Origin of the sequence: Streptococcus sp. HMSC072D03 (assembly GCF_001812855.1) — a bacterium.
GTDB classification, from domain to species: Bacteria; Bacillota; Bacilli; order Lactobacillales; family Streptococcaceae; genus Streptococcus; species Streptococcus salivarius_D.
In genome coordinates this window covers 24861-43036 of the sequence record NZ_KV810655.1, presented here as the reverse complement: position 1 = coordinate 43036, position 18176 = coordinate 24861, and the positions used below count along the sequence as shown (strand labels likewise).

Sequence of the window (18176 nt, the reverse complement as noted above, 5' to 3'; positions counted from 1 at the left end):
AATATATTCGTAATCAATTACAAGAAGACGTGGTAGCAGATCAGCTTAGTCTGTTTGAGGAGTATGATCCGTTTACAGGTGAGAATAATAAAAGAAAGTAATCTTAAAGAGACCCGCTATTCGGGTCAGCTAGCAAAGGTGGTGCTGAAGGGAAACCATTCGGTAGGCCTTTAGGCCTCGGCCGGTAGCAGAGGCTTTCAGCCGAAGAGCAAGCCACCCGTTCTCACGGGTGGTTTTGACTATGTTTATGTAGTGTCTGGTTTCTTTCTACCACAAGCGGAATGAAAAGGAGAGGACTGAAACACCTGTAAAGATAATTAAGGAAGCTACCAAGCGCCCAATAAGAAAGGCTGAGAAAAACGGAGCACTAAAGAGCAAGAGCCCAAATACCAGACAAATCAAGGCGATTGACAGGGCAGGTTGTCCTGAGAAGCCGAATTGACGTTGGCGGTAAGCTTGAAAACCTTGTGTAAAGGCTGAGACAAGAAGCCACCAAGCGATAATGGTTACAGCTACACCTGAGAGCACCCAGGCTGATGTTGATAGCAAAATAATCCCAAAAACAATGGAAATGATACTCTGAAGCAGTTGGAAGAAGGAGCGGTTTTCGTTATCTCGTTTAAAATAAACCATGAGACTTGAAACACCAGATATGAGCATCACCAGGGCAAACAGCCAACCAACGATGGCAAGAAGGTTTGTAGGATTAGCGAAGAAAAAGACACCCAAGAGTGTAATGAGAATTCCACTAATCAATGTAAAACTTTTCATAGGATACCTCTTATTAATTTTTCTTAATACTACTATGTAAGTATCAAATTGTCAAACAAAGACCTAATTTAGAGTGGCTTGATGTGATAAGTGTAGGTGGCAGCCTTTCTGGTTCTCGTAGCTACCTGACGACCGGTTTTTTGGAAGAGGTGTTTAAAGCGGCGCAAGAAATTTGTGGAATCCATCTTGAGGTAGTCTTCATTAAAGGTACCAAAAAGTTGACGGTAGGTGGTCAAGGTGTTTTCCTCGGGCATAATGGAAAGGATAGTTGGATAGTATTCGAGTCGTCCCTTGATACGTTCCATAGCCGTTAAGAGAATTTCCCAGTGGTCAAAGGCGAGGTCATCATGTGACAGTTGTTTTTCGCCATCAACAAGTTGCAGTTGACCGTCTACCATGGTGATGTCTAACCAATGCGTAGACGCTGCATCGTCGGCAGCCTTTTCCACTTGAATGTCATTAAAGGCCATAAAGCAGAGATAAGCCACTGTAATGGTCCACATTCGAGGATCCCGATAAGGTGTTCCCACTGTAATGAGTTGCTCAATGTGGTCAGGGTTGAGTTTAACGGATGTTTCCTCTTGTACTTCGCGACAGACAGCTAGATTGAGATCTTCTTGCTCCTGAACGAAGCCCCCACTGAGGGCGTATTTCCCCATGAAGGGATGGTTTTTTCGCTTGATAAGTAAGGTTTGGACTCTTCCTTCATAATAGCGGAAGATGACCGAGTCAACGGTCACTGAGGGTTTAACGTACTTATCCATTTCTTCTTGGCGATAGATGTCCAAAAATTCCTTTTCACTACCAGAGTTTTCGAAGGTTTTAGTCATAGGTTTCCTCCTTTATTTATTGTAAGTTCAAATGATGATTGCTTTACATCAGTCTTCTAAATCTCTATGTGTAAACGCTCCTTGATTGCTTTTTTAGCATTGTGGTAGTTGTCCGCAAAGAAGCTGTCGCTATTACTATTTTCCCCTAAAATAACGATTTTATCCTTGAATGGTGATAGGAGGTCTAAGAGGTGCTGGGTAAACCAGTCACGTGTTTGATTATCAGCCATAGTCATGTCACGGAAACCATCATCTACATAGTTTGATTTTGGCAGGATCACAAAAATCAAATCCCACTTTTCACGGGCCTGGGTTACCTGATAGAGGCGATCCAACATGTCGAACTCTTCTTGGGAGATATTTTCTTTCAAATAGTAGTCAATATAGACCTTAGTGACTGTTGAATTGGTGTCCGCAAAGATAAGTCCTGAGTGTTGCCCTTTGTCAATGATATCAGAGGTCTGGGCATATTGATCTGTTAGGAGGTGAATATAGTCGTTGGTATCTAACTCGTCATCTCGTACATTATACTTTTCTTGATATTCCCTAGCATATTCCAGAGAGCAGGGAGCATTGTAAGTGCGAGCCAAATCCTTAACAAGAGTAGTCTTTCCACCGCTAGCAGAGCCCACAACAAGGACCTTGCGCGTAAAGTGACGACGGAAAGGCTTGGTGATAAAACGCCAATTTTCCATCGGATTGTCTCGAATCTCAGTAGCAGAGATATTGATAATAGAACGTTCGATGAGTTCTACCTGAGCTTGAGGGTAATAGTAATTGAGCTCAGTCACATACTCTGGCTCTCCAACATAGAAGGTAATCATTTCAGGATCATCCGTATTCTTAGCGATAAGCTCTTTGACACGATTAACCCAAGGCACCCAGCCTTCAGGATAGGCTGGGATCCCAGCTTCGTCTAGTTTATCCACAACGACTAATTCATCATCATAGAACACTTCTCGAACATAACGGAAACGTCGATTGAGTGATAGGCCTGCGCGTGTCCCACGATCTTCTTGTGTGTTGCTGCCACTTACGATGACGAGCACATTGTCATTAGCACGTTTTGCCTTGGTAATGAGGTCAACGTGCCCAACGTGCATTGGAGCGAAAGTTCCAAAAACAATGCCGATGCGCTTTCCTGATAATTGTTTTCTTTTCATAAAAAATGATCCTTTTTGAGATTTAGTAAAATTACTAAATTCATGATAACATAGTTGGAAATCTTTGTAAATGTAAAAATAGTAAAATTACTAAATTATTTTTAACCCATTTTAGCCTTAAAGTTCAAAAAAAGTTTAAAAAATTTTGGAGAAAAACCAGAAAAATAGAATCCGCTTACATTGTTGAATTGATAACATTTTAGGATTAACTAAAAAAAGAGAGGTCACTTGCTATGTCATAAAACCTAACATAAAAATCAAAAAAATAGCAGAAAATACTTGACAAGAAGATTCTGAAAATTTATACTATTCATGTAATTAAATTACTAAGGTAATTATTTGAAAGGAAACATTGATATGACAACAGGTAAAGAGTACGTTGCTAGCGTTTTTGAAAAAGTGAAAGCTCAAAATGGCCATGAGGCTGAGTTCCTTCAAGCAGTTGAAGAAGTTTTCGATTCACTTGTTCCTGTCTTCGATAAATATCCTAAATATATTGAAGAAAACCTTTTGGAACGTTTGGTTGAACCAGAACGTATCGTTTCATTCCGTGTGCCATGGGTTGACGATAAAGGACAAGTACAAGTAAACCGTGGTTTCCGTGTACAATTCTCATCAGCTATTGGTCCTTACAAAGGTGGTCTTCGTTTCCACCCATCAGTAAACCAATCAATCATCAAATTCCTTGGTTTCGAACAAATCTTTAAAAACTCATTGACTGGTCAACCAATCGGTGGTGGTAAAGGTGGATCAAACTTCGATCCTAAAGGTAAATCAGATAACGAAATCATGCGTTTCTGCCAAAGCTTCATGACTGAATTGAGCAAACACATTGGTGCAGATACAGACGTACCTGCAGGTGATATCGGTGTTGGTGGACGTGAAATTGGTTACCTCTACGGCCAATACAAACGTCTTCGTAACGAGTACACAGGTGTTCTTACTGGTAAAGGTTTGAACTGGGGTGGATCACTTGCTCGTACAGAAGCAACTGGTTACGGTGCTGTTTACTTTGCAGAACAAATGCTTAATGCACGTGGTGAAAACTTTAACGGTAAAACAGCAGTTGTTTCAGGTGCCGGTAACGTTGCCATCTACGCTATTGAAAAATTGCAAAGCCTTGGTGCTAAAGCGGTAACATGTTCTGACTCATCTGGTTTTGTTTATGATCCAGACGGAATCGACGTTGACTTGTTGAAAGAAATCAAAGAAGTTAAACGTGAACGTATCGTTAAATATGCAGAAGCTCGTCCAAATGCAACCTTCACACCTGCTGGTGGTGAAAAGACAGTTTGGTCAGTTAAAGCTGACTTGGCATTCCCATGTGCAACTCAAAATGAATTGGATGAAACAGATGCAGAAACACTTGTAGCAAATGGTGTATTGGCTGTTTCAGAAGGTGCTAACATGCCTTCAACTTTGGGAGCTATTGATGTCTTCCTTAAAGCTGGTGTATCATTTGGTCCTGCCAAAGCTGCTAACGCTGGTGGTGTTGCTGTATCAGCTCTTGAAATGGCACAAAATAGCCAACGTACACAATGGACATTCGAAGAAGTTGATGCTAAACTCTACGATATCATGAAAGGTATCTACGAAAATGCTGCAGCAGCTGCTAAAGAATTTGGTCATGAAGGTAACCTTGTTGTAGGTGCCAACATCGCTGGATTCCTTAAAGTTGCAGATGCTATGTCAGCACAAGGTATCGTTTAATTGATAGTCTATTACCAATAGCCTCTCGATAAAATAAGAAAAGAAGCCTGCGGGTTTCTTTTTTTGTTTAGACAGACTTAGGAGGAAGAGGAGATTTCTCCTTTTTTGGTATAATGAGCTAGTAAGAAATCTTTTTCTAGAGTAGATTTTTATGAATTAGAATATGAGAGGAATAATCGTGAGTCTTGGAAAGGATCCCTGTGGGGCAAAAGAAAAGAAGTATACTAATCAGACAGTCATTCTAATAAGTTTCTTGATCAGCATAGTGTCGATACTGCCTATGTTCTTTTTTAGGGACAAGCTTTATGGTGATGATATTGTCTTTCACATTAACCGACTGTTATCCTTGGATACTGTCTGGAAGAGTCCTATCAATTTTACAACTAACGGAGGGTCCGGACAATTAATCAATACCTTTTATCCCTGGTTAACCTATTATCCTATTTTCATAATCTATAAGCTGACTCAGTCAGTCTTTGTAGCCTGGATGAGTTTTCAATTTCTTGTTCGCTTTGTAACTTGTTTGCTTAGTTTTTACGGATTACGTTTATTGAACTATTCTGATAAACAGGTGATGATATTTGTTACCTTTTATCTCTTTTCGGGTTATTTCTTGCACAATTCTTATTACCGGGCAGCTGTTGGCGAAACGCTGGCTATGATTTTTTTACCTCTAGTTTTCGTTGGCGTTCGTTTGATAACATTTGGAGATTATAAGAAATGGTGGGTTTTGACTCTTGGCATGCTTGGTTTAGTCTATTCCCATGTCTTATCTGTCCTTTTGGCTTCTCTTATGATTTTCATAGCAGTGGTAGCTAGTTTTGGGATTTGGGATAATAAAAAAGAACGTATTCTAGGATTTCTTAAGGCCACTCTTGTCACTCTTAGTATGTCTCTAGCTTTCTTTGTTCCTATGATAGAGCAATTCAAGTATGTCAATCTACGAACGACTTTTAAACCACTCCTATCAAAAGCTGCCTTAAGTCTGGCAGACAACTGGGAGTTGATTCTAAAAAGTGATTTAAGGACTCCATCAGTTAATCTTCTCTATCTCCTGGGTCTAGTGCTAAGCCTAATCTTTGCTAAGCGTTTTGTGAAGGATAAGGAAGCTAGAATTTACCTTTTTATTTCTCTTGTTTTGGCTTTTTTAACTTTGAATAATTTTCCTTGGCAGTTATTACAGGAGAGTCCAGTGTCCAATCTACAATTTCCTTGGAGATTATGGAGTTTTGCCTTGATTTTCTTTAGCTTAGCTTTGGCTAATATCTTGGAAAATATGTCTATGAAGGTAACGACGATACTTATCTTGTTTGGTCTTTGTCTGAATATGTTTCAGATTGTTACTGTCCAAGGTAAGATGACTAAAGCCAAGAATATATTGCCAAGCAATACAAAGGTCACGAGAGAAATGCTAGCTAAGGGAACTTATAAAAATATAAATGGCGATTACACCAATAAAGAAGTGCCCTTTGGCTTTGTCTTTGACAAACATCTTTTCTTGGATAATCAGGAAATTAAGTCAACCATCAACCGTTCTCCAAATGAGCTAGCACTTACAGTAAACAACGAGTCAAAAGAAGCTAAGATCTTGTCGCTACCAGTTTTCTACTACAAAGGACAAGAAGCGAGAATTGATGGGAAGCGAGTAACTACTTACTTAGCTAAGGAAAAGAATCCAACTAATCTAGTCCTACCACCAGGTAAGCATGGTGTCGTTTTGACCTATAGCTATACCCCAGTTGCCAAATTGGCAATGGGTGTTTCAACTATTAGTCTTTTGGCGTTTATTGGTTATTTGTATAGAGTGAAGAAAGATGACTAAAAAGAAGCCTACGGGTTTCTTTTTTTGTCTGTTTTACTAGAGGGTAGGCCTTTTGATATAATAGGTCAAGGTGATTAATATGAAATTGAAAACCTTCGTCTCTGATAAAAGAAGGAGATATGATTTCATAGTTTAGATAAGAAAAGGGAGTAAATAGATGATAAAAACTATCGTAAAGGATGTCTTTTTCCTTGGACAAAAATCGACAGAAGCGACTAAAGAAGACCTCTATTTGGCTAAAGATTTACGTGATACACTGGAGTTTCATAAGGATGCCTGTGTGGGTATGGCTGCCAATATGATTGGCGTTAAAAAGCGTGTTATTATCGTCAATATCGGTTTTGTTAATCTAGTTATGTTTAATCCTGTTTTAGTCAGCAAGTCCTCACCTTTTCAAACAGAGGAGTCTTGTTTGTCATTAGAGGGAAGTCGTCCAACAAAACGTTATGAGTCGATTGAGGTTGCTTATTTAGATGAACAATGGATGCCTAAACAGTTAAGTTTTTCTGGCATGCCAGCCCAAATTATTCAACATGAATTGGATCATCTGGAGGGGATTATTATTTAGATAGCCTAGCCCAAGTGGGCTAGGTTTTTGAGTTCAAAGCCTTAATAATCATAGTTACAGGAGTGAGAGTGGAAAGCAATTTTCTTTCTCACTCTTTTTTAGTTCTCATAAGAACTTTTTTCTTGATATTAGTTCTCATAGGAACTAAAATAGTTTCCATGAGAATTATTTAAGGAGGAACTTGCGATGCATGGAAAAGATCCTTTTAGTGAATTCAGAGAATTCATCAATACTATGGAATCTCGCGTGCAAGAGTTAGGAAAGGTCCATGGGGTTGAGCATTTAGCTGGCCCTCAAGGATTTGCTGTCAAGTATTTGTCTGACAATCAAGATAAAGAAATCTTTATCAAAGACATTGAAAAAAGACTATGTATTTCTAAATCAGTGGCTAGTAATTTGGTCAAACGAATGGAAAAAAATGGTTTTGTTGAGTTGGTGACATCGGACAAGGATAAACGCTACAAGTATGTTCATCTGACAGACTTAGGTAAAAAGAAAGCTCGAGATGTCAAACATTTTCGAGAGGCCATCCATGAACAGCTGTTAGAAGGTATTTCCAAAGAAGATGCTGAAACAGCCTTTCGTGTTTTTCACCAAATTCGTAAGAATTTAGAAAAAAATAAGGAGTAACTTATGTTTAAAATTTTTAAACGTTTGACGACAAAAGAGTTAATCATGATTGTCTTAGCGTTGATTTTTGTTTGCTTGAACGTCTATCTAAACTTGAAAATTCCAGACTATATGTCGGATATTACGACACTCTTATCAACTAAGGGAACTAAGGCGTCGGATATTTTTGCCTGGAATACAGATGCCCCAGGGATGCGAATGCTTTTAATGTCGTTTGCAGGCTTTATGGCCTCTGTAGTTGTTGGTTTCTTAGCTGCCAGAACAGCGGCAAGTTTTACCACCCGTCTTCGTGATGATATCTTCCATCAGGTTCTAGATTTTTCGGATGCAGAGATCAAGAAATTCTCAATTCCTAGTCTTTTGACCCGTACGACAAATGATATTACCCAATTGCAGATGGTACTTACCATGGGGTTACAGGTTATTACACAGGGGCCTATCATGGCCATTTGGGCGATTACAAAGATTGCCGATAAAAATGGAAATTGGCTCCTTGCCTTGCTTGTCGCTGTGGCAGTGATTGCCATTCTCATGCTCTTCCTCTTGATCATGGTTATGCCTAAGCAACGCTTGATTCAAACTCTGACCGATAAACTGAATAGCGTAACGCGTGAATCTCTTACAGGAATTCGTGTGGTGCGTGCCTATAACGCTGAAAGTTATCAAGAGGATAAATTTGAAAAGGCCAATACTGATTTGACCCAAAACAATCTCTTTATTGGTCGTTCTTTTGCCTTACTGACACCGGTAATGACTGCTGTATCAAGTGGTTTGACACTGGCTATTTATTGGATTGGTGCACATTTGATTGAAGATGTTAAGATTCCAACAGATCCAACTAAGATTGCTGGTGCTATGGAAAATAAGGTCCATCTCTTCTCAGACATGGTGGTTTATTCATCGTATGCCATGCAGGTTGTTATGGGATTCATGATGATGATTATTGTTTTCTTCCTTCTTCCACGTGCAGTTGTAGCAGCTGGTCGTATCAATGAAGTTCTAGATACGCAATCTTCAGTCTCTTATCCTGAAAATAGTTCTGAAAAGCCTAAAGAAGTGGGTACTGTCGAATTTGATGATGTTTCCTTCCGTTATTCTGAAACTTCAGAGCCTGTTTTGGAGCATGTTAGCTTCAAAGCTAAAAAAGGTGACACGGTGGCCTTTATTGGTTCGACTGGATCTGGTAAATCAACGCTTGTCAACCTTATCCCACGTTTTTATGATGCCACGCAAGGAACAATCAAGGTTGACGGTGTCGATGTGCGACATTATGACCACGAAACCTTGCACAATATAGTCGGTTATATTCCACAGAAGGCAGTGCTTTTCTCAGGTGATATCACGTCAAATATGACGATGGGAACGAGCAATAACAGTCCTCTTGATGATGCTAAGATTTGGGAAGCTCTCGAATTGGCTCAAGGAAAAGACTTTGTTGAAAATAAAGAAGGTCAACTTAAAGCAGAAGTTGCCCAAGCTGGGTCTAACTTCTCAGGTGGACAGAAGCAACGTTTGGCTATTGCGCGTGCCTTGGCACGTAAGCCTGAAATCTTGATTTTCGATGATTCCTTCTCAGCCTTGGACTATAAGACCGATCGTAAGTTACGTCAAGAATTGGCTGAAAAAACACAAGATATGACCAAGTTGATTGTTGCCCAACGTATCTCTACTATTATGGATGCGGACCAAATCTTGGTACTTGACCAAGGTAAGGTCGTTGGTCAAGGGACTCACAAGGAACTCTTGGCAAATAATGAGGTTTACCAAGAAATTGCCTATTCACAATTGTCTAAGGAGGAGTTAGAAAATGGAAAATAAGCCAAAAACATCATCCTATAAACGCTTAAAACCCTATATTAAAGGTTTCCAAATTCCGTTTGTCCTTGCGATTTTTGGAGCAATTATTTCAGCGGTCATTACAGTTATTGGACCAGATAAGCTTAAAGAAATTACCAATACTATTACTGAAGGGATTACACCTACTAAAATGGGGACAATTCCAGGTATTGATTTGGACAAGGTAGCAAGTATTGCTATGACCTTGGCTGTTCTCTATGCCATTTCAGCGATTGTTGGTTACTTACAAAGCTTTACGGTTGCGACAGTTACACAACGCTTTTCACAACGTTTCCGTACAGCTATCCAAAAGAAAATCAATAGTGTTCCTCTTAATTATTTTGATAGTCACTCTCAAGGGGATACCCTCTCTCGTGTGACCAATGACGTTGACCTTTTGGGACAATCGCTTAGTCAAGGTTTAGGTACCTTGATTACTTCAAGTGTTCTCTTGGTGGCAGCCCTTATTATGATGTTCTACTCAAATGTCACTATGGCTTTCACTGCGATTGGTTCTGTCTTGATAGGTTTTGTTCTGGTAGCCTTCATCATGGGCTTCTCGCAACCCCTTTTCAAACGCCAACAAGAAAATTTGGCTAATATTAATGGTTATATTGAAGAAATCTACACGGGTCAAGCAGTCGTAACGAGTTACAATGCTGCTCAAGAAAGCAGTCAAGCTTTCAAGGGACTTAATGATAAACTCTATAAATCGATGTGGCAATCACAGTTTATCTCAGGTATTATGATGCCACTTATGATTTTCATTGGGAACTTTGGTTATGTTATGGTCTGTCTTGTGGGTGCCATCAAAGTTATTGATGGTAGCTTGACGATTGGTGATGTGGTAGCCTTCATGACCTATGTTCGTATCTTCTCCCAACCTCTTTCTCAAATTGCACAAGGGATTACACAACTCCAATCAGCTACTGCAGCCATTGGTCGTATCTTTGAATTTTTGGAAGAAAAAGATATGGACGACGAGTCAGCTAAGACAGCTGAGTTGACAGATACTAAAGGTCAAGTAGTCTTTGATCATGTTTCCTTTGGTTATACTCCTGAAAAGACTATTATTCATGACTTTTCAGCCCTTGCTAAGCCAGGTCAAAAGATTGCGATCGTTGGTCCAACAGGTGCTGGTAAGACGACTATTGTTAACCTGCTTATGAAGTTCTATAACATCGACCAAGGTCGTATTACCATTGACGGTGTGGATACTAATGACATGAAACGTGAAACCGTTCATGATCAATTCTCTATGGTGCTTCAAGACACTTGGCTCTTTGAAGGTACTATTCGTGATAATTTGATTTACAACCAAGAGAATATTTCTGATGAGCAAGTTATTGCTGCAGCTAAGGCTGTCGGTGTTCACCACTTCATCACCACACTTCCAAAGGGGTATGATACTTATTTGGATGATTCTGTGACCTTATCAGTTGGTCAGAAACAGCTCTTGACCATTGCGCGTGCGCTTCTTAAGGACGCCCCTCTTCTTATCTTGGATGAAGCGACATCATCAGTTGACACCCGAACAGAAGAATTGATTCAAAAAGCCATGGACAAGCTTATGGAAGGTCGGACTTCCTTTGTCATTGCCCACCGCTTATCAACCATTCGAAATGCTGACCTTATCCTTGTGATGAAAGATGGTAACATTATTGAACAGGGCAATCATGATGAGCTCATGGCAGCAGATGGTTTCTATGCTGATCTTTATAATAGTCAATTTACAGAAGAAGTTGCCTAAACTTTTCTTATAAAATTATAAGATTTTACAAAAATCTATAGCACGTATGACTGTCAGTCATGCGTTTTGTGTTATACTGAAAAAAACAGACAGATTAGGAGATTATGATGCAATATCGCAAAGCAAGACTAGACGAAGTTCAGGAAGTTGCACAAGTATGTGCAGATGCCTTTGAAGATTACCCCTATCTTTCAATGATTGCCAGTAATTTAAAGAATCCTGAACAGTATAAGGAATTTGTCTTAGCCTTGCAGGAAGTGTTGGTGCGTTTGGCGATTAAACAGGACTCATGTTTGGTGGCTGAAAAGGACGGTCGCATTGTTGCGGCAGCTATTTTACAGCATCAGACGATTTCTATGCTTAATTATCTTCAAAATGGGGCGACCAAGCTTTTCAGTTTTATAAGCATCACTAAGTTGTTCAAGTATTTTAACTTTGTTGAAGAGTCCGAAAGACATCTGGAAGATTCTGCAGAATACGACTGGTACTTGATGATGTTGGCGGTGACTCCAGATTATCAAAGAAAAGGGATAGGGAGTCGTTTCTTGCTTGAGGGGGTTGAACCTTTTGTAGGTAGTACAGGCGGTCACAGTCTTGGTTTGATTACCAATCGTGATTACAATGTACCTTTCTACGAGAAAAATGGCTACAAGCAATGTGGTTATAAGGTTTTGACCTATGAAACACACAAACTAGGTAACTGGCCTTTTGTCAAATCACTTGATGCATAGCCTTGTGCTATTTAACTTAGATAAGCAAAATGAATCTGGCTTCGGCTGGATTTTTTTCTTAGCTTTAGAGTCCTTCTTGTCTGGCTCAGTCCTTATTTTTAAGCCTAACTATGCTATAATTAGGAGACGCTATTAGAGGAGGTTTATATGTCAACTCCAAGTATTTATGGGGAATATGCTCGGTATCTCCCCAAGATTTTACAAGAAATAACAGACCCGATTATTGCGGCTAATATTACTAGCAAAAAAGAAACAGGCTTTAAACTCTATGAACATTTTATTTCACGAATCAAAGAAAGCGATTCTATGCGTGAAAAGTGTCGTAGGAAGAATTTGCCTGAAACCAGCCAATCTGCTCTCAAGGAAATCCGTGACAGTATTGGAATTCGAATCGTTTGTGGCTTTGTCGATGATATTTACAAGACTATCGATGTCATCAAGGCTATCCCTAGCGTTTCTATCTATAACGAGAAAGATTACATTTTAAATGCTAAGCCCAATGGCTATCGTTCTTACCATCTCATTTTGGAAGTAGAAACCGAGTTTCCAGATGTCTTAGGAAATGAGAGAGGAACCTATTTTGTTGAGGTTCAGCTTCGGACCATTGCTCAGGATTCCTGGGCCAGTTTGGAGCATCAGATGAAGTACAAGCATGACATCAAGAATCCAGAAATGATTACCCGTGAGCTTAAGCGTTGTGCGGATGAATTAGCTTCATGTGATTTGACCATGCAGACCATCCGTAACTTAATTCAAGAAGGAGGGGACTAGAATGGCTTTGAAAATTCTACTAGCTGAGGATGAAGAGGCTCTTTCTCGAGTTTATAAGGCAGCCCTAGAGCATCAAGGTTATGAGGTGGATCAAGCATTCAATGGGCAAGAGGCAGTAGACCTAGCTGCACAGAATGCCTATCAAGTGATGATTATGGATATTATGATGCCCATTAAAACAGGTATCGAGGCCCTGAAAGAGATTCGCTCCTCTGGGGATAGGACGCATGTCATTATGTTGACAGCTATGGCTGAAATTGATGATCGCGTGACCGGGCTTGATGCTGGGGCAGACGATTACTTGACCAAGCCAATCTCCCTTAAGGAACTTTTGGCTCGTCTGCGCTCATTAGAGCGTCGTGTGAGTGAGAGCTTCACAGCCAAAATTTTGACTCTTGGTTCTGTTCGTTTGGACCAAGAAGAGCAGGAGTTGGTAGCTGGGAACGCCATTCGACTTTCAAGCAGAGAGACCAAGTTAATGGCCCACTTTATGCTTAATCCTGCCAAGAAATTAACGACTGAGCACCTTTTTAAGACCATCTGGGAGGATGAGGAAGATGTAGACGAGTCGATTGTCTGGGTCTACATTTCCTATCTGCGTCAGAAATTGCAAGCCATCCAGGCCGACATCAGCATTCTTGGCGAAAAAGGAGGCGACTTTTGCCTTCTCGCCAATTAGAGAGGAGTAGCTCATGTTTAGGCGTTTACGACTTCAATTTATTACGATTGCTTCCTTGGCTATCCTCTTTATCTTGGTCTTTACGGTGGGAATCATCAATACTGTGAGGTCCTTTCAGACGGAGCAGGAAATTAGTAAGGTTCTCAACACACTCACAGAAAATAATGGTAGTTTCGGAAAGACGAAAAAAATTGAGACCAATCAAGGACGTGAAATTCCATCCGATAGTTTTCGTTTTTTCAGTGTGACCTTGTCTGGTGATGAAGTGGTTAGTCAGGATACCAGTCATACTTCCTTGATAAATGATGAAGAGGCTGCTAATTATGCCCGTGCAGCTAGCCGAATGACGAGTACTCTTGGAACTATTAGAGAAAAAAATATTAATCTCAGTTATCAGGTTAGTAAAGTCAGTAAAAATAAGATCCTTGTGGTCTTTCTGGACACGACCTCTTATTATAATTCTTCCCAAGCCTTGTTAAGTCTTTCTATCCTTTTATCAATGTTTGGCTTTATCTTTTTTGTCATCATTGTCAGTGCCTTATCAGGAATTGTCATTCGTCCCTTCATTCGAAACTACGAAAAACAGCGACGTTTTATTACCAATGCTGGTCATGAATTAAAGACACCATTGGCCATTATTTCTGCTAATACTGAGCTACAAGAACTCATGACTGGAGAGAACGAATGGACCAAGTCGACGAACGACCAGGTGGCACGTTTGACCACCCTAATCAATTCTCTGGTAGCCCTATCTCGTTTGGAGGAACAACCGGATATTGTTCTTCAAGATGTAGATTTTTCCTATATTACTGAGGATGCAGCAGAGGACTTTAAGGGGCCTGTTGTCCGAGATGGTAAATCTTTCGTTATGGACATCACACCGGATATTCATGTAAAGGCAGAAGAGAAGTCTCTCTTTGAACTTGTAACCCTCCTTGTGGATAATGCTAACAAGTATTGTGATCCAGAAGGGATAGTTACTGTAAGGCTCCGTCAGATTGGAAGAACACGAAAACGGGCTCGTTTAGAAGTATCGAACACCTATAAAGATGGTAAAGCTGTTGACTATAGTAAGTTTTTTGAGCGTTTTTATCGTATTGAAGAATCCCATAATAACAAGGAACACAAAGGTTTTGGTATTGGCCTCTCCATGGCTCAAAGCATGGTCAAATTGTTTAAGGGTCGTATCTTTGCCTCTTATAAAAATGACACCATCACCTTTACGGTTATCTTGTAAGGATATTTTTTAAATATTTGACTAGGTGAAAGCCCTAATTTATGATAAAATAGTAAGGATGAAGATTTAGTGTTTCCTTTGCAAAAAAGAAACCATTTTCCTATCCCAATCATAAAAAGGAGATGCTCGAATGAGACCCCTTAACCACCTTAAAAGGCTGGTAATGGACGACTTAGGAAAGATAAATCTCAGCTAAGAATCAAATCATAAAACAAAATAGTTAATAGGGAGAAATCATGGCAGAACCAAAATACAAACGTGTCCTCATTAAGCTTTCAGGTGAAGCTCTAGCTGGTGAACGAGGTGTTGGGATTGATCTTCCAACTGTCCAAGCTATGGCTAAAGAAATTGCTGAGGTAGCGGATTCAGGTATTCAAATTGCTCTAGTTATCGGTGGTGGTAACCTTTGGCGTGGAGAACCTGCAGCTGAAGCAGGAATGGATCGTGTTCAAGCGGACTATACTGGAATGCTTGGAACAACTATGAATGCCCTTGTTATGGCAGATAGTTTGAAACAACTTGGTGTTGATACGCGTGTTCAAACAGCGATTGATATGAAATCTGTGGCAGAGCCTTATATTCGTGGTCGTGCCCTTCGTCACCTTGAAAAAGGTCGTATTGTTATCTTTGCAGCAGGTATTGGTTCACCATACTTCTCAACAGATACAACAGCGGCTCTTCGTGCAGCTGAAATCGAAGCTGATGCTATTCTTATGGCTAAAAACGGCGTTGATGGTGTCTACAATGACGACCCTCGTAAAAACGCTGATGCTGTTAAATTTGACGAGTTGACACATGTGGAAGTTATCAAACGTGGTTTGAAAATTATGGATGCCACAGCTTCTACCCTTTCAATGGATAATGACATTGACCTTGTTGTCTTCAACATGAACGAACCAGGAAACATCAAACGTGTTATCTTTGGTGAACAAATTGGAACAACTGTATCTAACAAAGCAGAATCACACAAATAAGAAAGAGAGAATTTATGACAAACGCAATTATTGAAAAAGCAAAAGAACGTTTCGCCCACTCACACGAGTCATTGGCCCGTGAATTTGGATCTATCCGTGCAGGTCGTGCCAATGCATCACTTCTTGACCGTATCACTGTAGAATACTATGGTGCCCCAACACCACTTAACCAATTGGCTTCAATCACTGTTCCTGAAGCACGTGTCCTTTTGATTTCACCATTTGATAAAGGCTCAATCGCTGATATTGAACGTGCAATCAACGAATCTGATCTTGGTATTAACCCAGCTAACGATGGTTCTGTTGTGCGCTTGGTTATCCCAGCACTTACAGAAGAAACACGTAAAGAGTTGGCTAAAGAAGTGAAAAAAGTCGGTGAAAATGCTAAAATCGCTATCCGTAACATCCGCCGTGATGCTATGGATGAAGCTAAGAAGCAAGAAAAAGACAAAGAAATCACAGAAGATCAATTGAAATCTTTGGAAAAAGATATCCAAAAAGCAACTGATGACGCTGTTAAGAAGATTGACAGCATGACAGCAGAAAAGGAAAAAGAACTTCTTACTGTTTAATCAATAGAAAAATAAGGAGAGTGGGACAGAAGCAAAAGAGCATGAACTATGTTAGCTTCCTTGTCCGACTCTCTTTTTAGAGGAAAAAAGATGAATACATTACTTGGAACGATCATTACTGCCCTAGTAACTGATGAAAATGATAAATTTTACTTTGCACAAAAGGACGGTGTGACTTTTGCCTTGTCTAAAAAAGAAGGGGAACATGCCATTGGCGACATGGTGACAGGTTTCGCCTATACAGATAGCAAGCAAAAATCACGTCTGACTCAAAAGGAAATCAAAGCAACTCGTAATTCTTATGATTGGGGAGAGGTCACTGAAGTCCGTAAGGATTTGGGTGTCTTTGTAGATGTGGGAATTCCAGATAAGGAGATTGTTGTCTCTCTTGATGTTTTGCCGGAACTCAAAGAGCTTTGGCCTAAGAAAGGCGATAAGCTCTATATCAAACTTGATGTTGATAAAAAAGACCGTATTTGGGGGCTTCCTGCTGAACCTGAGGTCTTTCAACGTATGTCTGGACCTGCTTACGATAATATGCAAAACCAAAAATGGCCAGCCATTGCCTACCGTCTCAAACTCTCAGGAACCTTTGTTTATCTACCAGAGAATAACATGCTTGGTTTCATTCATCCATCAGAACGTTATGCGGAGCCACGCTTAGGTCAGGTCCTTGAAGCGCGTGTGATTGGGTTCAGAGAAGTTGACCGTACCCTCAATCTTTCGCTTAAACCACGTTCTTTTGAAATGCTTGAAAATGATGCTCAGATGATTTTGACTTATTTAGAGAGCAATGGTGGCTTTATGACGCTTAATGACAAGTCATCACCAGCAGATATCAAGGCAACCTTCGGTATTTCTAAGGGACAATTTAAGAAAGCCCTAGGTGGTCTGATGAAGGCTAAAAAAATCAAACAAGATCAGTTTGGAACAGAGTTAATCGGTTAGGAGAAAGTATGAGAAAATCCTTTTATACTTGGTTGATGGCCCAGCGTAATCCAAAGTCCAATGAACCAGTAGCAATCTTGGCTGACTTGGCTTTTGAAGATTCAACCTTCCCGAAGCATACTGATGACTTCGAAGAAGTTAGTCGTTACTTGGAAGATCAAGCTAGTTTTTCCTTTAATTTGGGGCAGTTTGACCAGATTTGGGAAGATTATCTGGCTCATTAATAGCGACTAAGTCTACGATAAGCATAATGACTTTTAGCATTTTCTTTAAAAAGTAATTACCATTTGAATTGGTATGAATTGTTACAATTTTTTACAAATATCTCAGCTTTTTTTCAATAAATTAGGCTTGTTACAACTAGTTAGTAATTGCTTTAAAGTGCAGTAAATCACCCCTCTTTTGACAAAAAGTGTGGTATTATTGTATATGTTAAAATTGTTAAAAAAGGAATGAATTATACATGTTATCAAAATCTAAAACAACAAAGGCACTTCTTTACTCGACCGCAGCACTTTCACTTTTTGCTGCAAGTCATGTACATGCCGATGAAACTTCAAACTGGGTGGCACGTTCAGTAGATCAAATCAAAGCAGATATCGCTGTAAGTGATAACCAACAAACTTATACAGTTCAATACGGTGATACTTTGGGAAGTATCGCTGAAGCAATGGGTATCGATGTGAATGTTTTGGCTAACATCAATCAAATCACAAACATTGATTTGATTTACCCTGGGACAGTCTTGACAGCAACATACAATGCTGATAATCAAGCTGTCTCTGTTAAAGTTGAAACTCCAGCTTCAGAAACATCAACTACACCTGTGGTTGCAGAAGCTAATTTGACAACTAACGAAGTGACTGTAAATGGTCAATCTGTAGTTGCAGCGGACTTGACAGCTTCAGTTGAAACAGTAAGCACAACAGCTACTCAAGCACCTGCTACAGAAGAGTCAACTCAAGCTGTTTCAGAAGTAACAGAAGCTATCGCATCAGCATCAGAAGCACCAGCATACGCAGAAACTGAACAACCAGTTGCTGATGCTATTGATCATGTCACTGCGTCAGCAGAGGCTACACCTGAAGCAGAAACTACTCCAGCTGCTGAAACACCAGCACAACCTGAAGTAAAAGAAGAAGCTCCAGCGGTAGAACCAGCAGCAACATCAGAAGCGTCTTCAG

At 40.0% G+C, this 18176-nt stretch carries 18 protein-coding genes and 1 pseudogene; 16 read left to right on the top strand and 3 right to left on the bottom strand.

Annotated elements, in window-relative coordinates:
• Positions 1-101, top strand: a pseudogene (locus HMPREF2877_RS10660) (IS200/IS605 family transposase); the annotation flags it as partial.
• A gap of 166 nt (positions 102-267) precedes the next feature.
• Here HMPREF2877_RS10660 and HMPREF2877_RS05600 read toward each other — a convergent pair.
• From HMPREF2877_RS05600 to HMPREF2877_RS05590, 3 genes are all read right to left on the bottom strand, one after another.
• Positions 268-771, bottom strand: coding sequence for an HdeD family acid-resistance protein (locus HMPREF2877_RS05600; protein WP_070579062.1), 504 nt, complete (start codon positions 769-771; stop codon positions 268-270).
• Between the two features lie 68 nt (positions 772-839).
• Entirely contained in the window at positions 840-1601 is a 762-nt protein-coding gene (locus HMPREF2877_RS05595) for an NUDIX domain-containing protein (RefSeq protein WP_070579059.1), read from the bottom strand.
• Between the two features lie 56 nt (positions 1602-1657).
• Positions 1658-2764, bottom strand: coding sequence for an AAA family ATPase (locus tag HMPREF2877_RS05590; protein WP_070579054.1), 1107 nt, complete (start codon positions 2762-2764; stop codon positions 1658-1660).
• Between the two features lie 357 nt (positions 2765-3121).
• Between HMPREF2877_RS05590 and gdhA the strand changes: the two genes are divergently transcribed.
• From gdhA to HMPREF2877_RS11245, 15 genes are all read left to right on the top strand, one after another.
• A complete protein-coding gene (gene gdhA / locus HMPREF2877_RS05585; RefSeq protein WP_022496250.1) occupies positions 3122-4474 on the top strand; it encodes an NADP-specific glutamate dehydrogenase in 1353 nt (450 codons plus the stop codon).
• A 574-nt stretch (positions 4475-5048) separates the two neighbouring features.
• Positions 5049-6296, top strand: a complete 1248-nt coding sequence (locus tag HMPREF2877_RS05580; RefSeq protein ID WP_256262928.1) for a YfhO family protein — start codon at positions 5049-5051, stop codon at positions 6294-6296.
• A gap of 157 nt (positions 6297-6453) precedes the next feature.
• Positions 6454-6864, top strand: coding sequence for a peptide deformylase (locus HMPREF2877_RS05575; RefSeq protein ID WP_014633541.1), 411 nt, complete (start codon positions 6454-6456; stop codon positions 6862-6864).
• A gap of 186 nt (positions 6865-7050) precedes the next feature.
• Positions 7051-7494 carry a MarR family winged helix-turn-helix transcriptional regulator gene (locus HMPREF2877_RS05570; RefSeq protein WP_070579048.1) on the top strand — a complete coding sequence of 148 codons (444 nt, stop codon included), beginning with the start codon at positions 7051-7053 and terminating at the stop codon, positions 7492-7494.
• 3 nt (positions 7495-7497) lie between these two features.
• The gene (locus HMPREF2877_RS05565) at positions 7498-9312 is read left to right on the top strand and encodes an ABC transporter ATP-binding protein (protein ID WP_070579045.1); all 1815 of its coding nucleotides are present in this window, start codon (positions 7498-7500) and stop codon (positions 9310-9312) included.
• On the top strand, positions 9302-11080 hold the full coding sequence (locus tag HMPREF2877_RS05560) for an ABC transporter ATP-binding protein (protein ID WP_070579042.1): 1779 nt from the start codon (positions 9302-9304) through the stop codon (positions 11078-11080). The genes HMPREF2877_RS05565 and HMPREF2877_RS05560 overlap by 11 nt, the downstream gene beginning before the upstream one ends.
• A gap of 107 nt (positions 11081-11187) precedes the next feature.
• Entirely contained in the window at positions 11188-11811 is a 624-nt protein-coding gene (locus tag HMPREF2877_RS05555; protein WP_045001906.1) for a GNAT family N-acetyltransferase, read from the top strand.
• Positions 11812-11958: 147 nt separating this feature from the next.
• Positions 11959-12582, top strand: coding sequence for a GTP pyrophosphokinase (locus HMPREF2877_RS05550; protein WP_049553787.1), 624 nt, complete (start codon positions 11959-11961; stop codon positions 12580-12582).
• Between the two features lies 1 nt (position 12583).
• Positions 12584-13261, top strand: a complete 678-nt coding sequence (locus tag HMPREF2877_RS05545; RefSeq protein ID WP_038675394.1) for a response regulator transcription factor — start codon at positions 12584-12586, stop codon at positions 13259-13261.
• Between the two features lie 13 nt (positions 13262-13274).
• Complete coding sequence (locus HMPREF2877_RS05540; protein ID WP_049553786.1) at positions 13275-14498, top strand: sensor histidine kinase; 1224 nt, start codon at positions 13275-13277, stop codon at positions 14496-14498.
• Positions 14499-14734: 236 nt separating this feature from the next.
• Entirely contained in the window at positions 14735-15472 is a 738-nt protein-coding gene (gene pyrH / locus HMPREF2877_RS05535) for a UMP kinase (RefSeq protein ID WP_002885551.1), read from the top strand.
• Between the two features lie 14 nt (positions 15473-15486).
• Positions 15487-16044 (top strand): ribosome recycling factor, encoded by a 558-nt coding sequence (gene frr / locus HMPREF2877_RS05530; RefSeq protein WP_014633971.1) that lies wholly within the window; start codon positions 15487-15489, stop codon positions 16042-16044.
• A gap of 90 nt (positions 16045-16134) precedes the next feature.
• On the top strand, positions 16135-16992 hold the full coding sequence (cvfB, locus tag HMPREF2877_RS05525) for an RNA-binding virulence regulatory protein CvfB (RefSeq protein WP_049553785.1): 858 nt from the start codon (positions 16135-16137) through the stop codon (positions 16990-16992).
• 8 nt (positions 16993-17000) lie between these two features.
• A complete protein-coding gene (locus HMPREF2877_RS05520) occupies positions 17001-17216 on the top strand; it encodes a YozE family protein (RefSeq protein WP_002885591.1) in 216 nt (71 codons plus the stop codon).
• A 239-nt stretch (positions 17217-17455) separates the two neighbouring features.
• The coding region (locus tag HMPREF2877_RS11245; RefSeq protein ID WP_256262927.1) for a LysM peptidoglycan-binding domain-containing protein at positions 17456-18176 on the top strand (721 nt) is incomplete at its 3' end.